The sequence below is a fragment of the Veillonella parvula genome, from assembly GCF_032550495.1.
Classification (GTDB): Bacteria; Bacillota; Negativicutes; order Veillonellales; family Veillonellaceae; genus Veillonella; species Veillonella parvula_G.
Genome location: NZ_JAWFZJ010000017.1, coordinates 1 through 2,590 on the forward strand (window position 1 = coordinate 1; position 2,590 = coordinate 2,590).

Here is a 2,590-nt window from a genome sequence, read left to right on the forward strand (position 1 = left end):
TGGCTCTAATATAGCTATTACTCAAAATGGCAAGACATTTACTGTAGCGACTAAAAATGATGTAAACTTTAATACTGTAACAGCTACGACAAAGGTGACTACACCTGCGGTAGAAGGGCTTACTAATACGTCCTGGACACCTGGTACTACAACCCCTGTTAGTGGCCGTGCGGCAACAGAAGATCAATTGAAAGCCGTTGATACACAAGTAGCAACAAATAAAGATGATATTGCTACGAATAAGGCTAATATCGATAAGAACAAGGATAATATTGCAAAGAATGCGGACAATATCACGAAAAATGCTACAGAAATTGCCACAAATAAAGGTAATATTGCAACCAATACGCAGAACATTGCAACTAATACGGCAGCCTTGGCTCGTAAGATTTCCTTAGGTGGAGATACAGGTAATACAACAGAAAAATCCTTAAGTACAGGTGATGTGAAGTTTAATGTAAAAGGTGCAGGCCTTGTAACGACTTCTGCAGCTGGTGATGATGTAACAGTAACCGTGACAGAAAAAGCAGTTAAACAAGAGGCTGTTAAAGCAGTTACAATGGCAGCAGCGGATCCTAATGGCCCGATTACTGTGACACCGGAGCTTAGTGCGGACAAAGATACAGCAACTTACAAAATTGGTATCGATCCAACTAAGGTAGCAGAATCTACTATCCTGACTTATAAGGATAATGATGGTGCAGATAAGACCGTTACATTAAAGAAAGGTTTGAACTTTAAAAATGGTATTATGACGACTGCTACAACTGCTGCAGATGGGGTTGTAACTGTTGATATCAATGATGATACAAAGGCTAAAATCAATAACGCCGCAACGAATAAGCTAGATAATCTTACACCGGAAGGCGAACAGAAGGTTAAGACCTTGGCAACATGGAATGTCGCTACTGCTGCTGATGGCGGAACTCATTCTGGTGACTCCACAAGTACTGTAACAGGGTCTGATACAGTGACTTTTAAAGCAGGTAATAACCTAAATGTAAACCAAACTGGTAGAGATATTACATTCTCCTTAAATAAAGAGATCTCTGATATGACTAGTTTAGGTCTTACAAATCCGGATGGTGCAAAGGCAACTATTAAGACTGGAAAAGGTGATGCTCATGTAGGTGAAACAGACCAAGCGGATCGCATTGTTTATACTAATGCAGCTGGTACTGAAGAACAGGTAGCAACATTAAAAGACGGTTTGCAATTCGGTGGCGATAATAATCCTGAAGTTATTAATAAGACATTGAATCAAAAGCTAGAAGTTGTTGGTGGTGCTGATGCAACGAAATTGTCCGATAACAACATCGGTGTTAATGCGAAAGACGGTAAGTTGCACGTACAATTGTCTAAAGAATTAAATGACTTGACTAGCGCTCAATTCAAAAACGGTAATGCAGTGTCTACAATCAGTGGTGCAGGCACGACTGTGACAGACGGTACGAATACAACTCAATATGGTCCTAAAGGCATGACCATTAATCCAGGTACGAATGAAATAATCCAAAACGACAGTATCTGTTAATAAGAAAGATACAGAAACTCCGAATTTGGTACTAGAAGCAACCGTAGATCCTACTGATGGTCATACGAATTACGATATCAAGTTGGCAAATAAAGTTAACTTAGGTAATGGTAATATTGTTCTTGATGGAACTGATGGTAGCATCAAGGCTAAAGGTAATATTACATCCGAAGGCACTGTAGAAGGCAAAGATCTTAAAGCGTTAACAAGGACAATAAAGGTACTGTGAACGGTTTATCCAATAAGACCTGGACTCGTGGACAGGCTCCTGTGAGCGGTCAAGCAGCGACAGAAGATCAAATCCAAGCAGTAGATACTCGTGTGATGGCCGTAGAAGATAAGGTAGCGGACTTCGGCTGGATGGCGAAGAGTAGTGCTACAGGCACAGGTCAAGCAACAGGCAATAACGCGGCGACTAAGGTTGGTGATAAAACGGAAGTAGAATTCCGTGCCGGTGACAACCTCACTATTGATCAAACAGGCACTACTTTCACGTATTCCTTGAATAAAAACATGACAGGCCTTGAAAGTGTATCTGTAGGTGATGTGGCAAATGATAAACCAGGCGTTGTATTGAATGGTGCTGACGGCACTATGGGCGTACGCGGTAAAGATGGTGCAAATGCATCTATTACAGCGGCTAAAGGTGCTGACGGTTTGACAAGTACAGGTACTGGTAAAGATCGTATCGTTTATGAAACGAAAGACGCTAACGGCAATTCTGTAAAAGAAACCGTAGCGACTATGAACGACGGCTTACATTTCGCTGGTGATAACGGAAATACAGTTATCGATAAGACATTGAATCAAAAAATCGAAATCGTTGGTGGCGCTGATGCAGCGAAATTGTCCGATAACAATATCGGTGTTAATGCGAAAGACGGTAAGTTGCACGTGCAATTGTCTAAAGAATTGAATGACTTGACTAGCGCTCAATTCAAAAACGGCAATGCAGTATCTACAATCAGTGGTGCAGGCACGACTGTGACAGACGGTACGAATACAACTCAATATGGTCCTAAAGGCATGACCATTAATCCAGGTACGAATGAAATA

The 2,590-nt window shown here is 41.2% G+C and carries 1 protein-coding gene and 2 pseudogenes; all 3 read left to right on the forward strand.

Features of this window, described 5'->3' with window-relative positions; genetic code table 11:
- A pseudogene (locus E6X37_RS10315) lies at positions 1–1,534 on the forward strand (YadA-like family protein); the annotation flags it as partial.
- A 25-nt stretch (positions 1,535–1,559) separates the two neighbouring features.
- Entirely contained in the window at positions 1,560–1,763 is a 204-nt protein-coding gene (locus tag E6X37_RS10320) for a hypothetical protein (protein ID WP_316689790.1), read from the forward strand.
- Positions 1,760–2,590: pseudogene (locus E6X37_RS10325) on the forward strand (YadA-like family protein); the annotation flags it as partial. The gene E6X37_RS10320 and the pseudogene E6X37_RS10325, both read left to right, overlap by 4 nt.